The organism is Actinomadura napierensis, assembly GCF_039529375.1.
GTDB lineage: Bacteria > Actinomycetota > Actinomycetes > Streptosporangiales > Streptosporangiaceae > Spirillospora > Spirillospora napierensis.
Genome location: NZ_BAAAMR010000353.1, coordinates 1 through 609, shown reverse-complemented (window position 1 = coordinate 609; position 609 = coordinate 1). Strand labels below are relative to the sequence as shown.

Sequence of the window (609 nt, the reverse complement as noted above, 5' to 3'; positions counted from 1 at the left end):
TTTCCATTTCTATGTTTTGCTGGACAGGCTCACTTTCCTTTCCCAAGCTTTGCTCTGTTTTTACCCAAATACGATAAGCAATAGTTAAGAGAGCAAGCCAAGTGATTCCTACATAAATTGCAGGACGCGAGTCTGGGAAGTAGCCCATCATCACTAAAATGAACACCATAAAACCGATTGCAAAAGCAGGGGCATATGGCCAGCCAAATACAGGGAAATCAAGTGCCTTAATTTCAGCAGTAGATAATTTACGGCGCATAGCCACTTGCGAAAGCAAGATCATGAGCCATACCCAAACAGTTGCAAACGTTGCAATTGATGCAATGATGACAAACACATTTTCAGGAATCAGGTAGTTCAGCACGACGCCAATTAACAGTACGCCAGCCATAACCACAACAGTCATCCAAGGCACGCCATTACGCGATAATTTTTGGAAAATTCGAGGCGCTTGACCACGATTTGCCATACCGTACAACATACGGCCTGCACCAAACACATCACTGTTAATTGCCGAAATTGCAGCAGTTACCACCACAATATTTAAAATATTTGCAGCAGATTTAATGCCTAAGTTTTCAAAAATTTGTACAAACGGGCTGCCTTGGC

1 protein-coding gene is annotated in these 609 nt (G+C 42.7%); it reads right to left on the bottom strand.

The genetic code is table 11. The features are described 5' to 3' along the window. Positions 1–609 (bottom strand): amino acid permease (locus ABD296_RS49880; protein ID WP_344285661.1); only part of this gene is annotated, 609 nt, incomplete at both ends.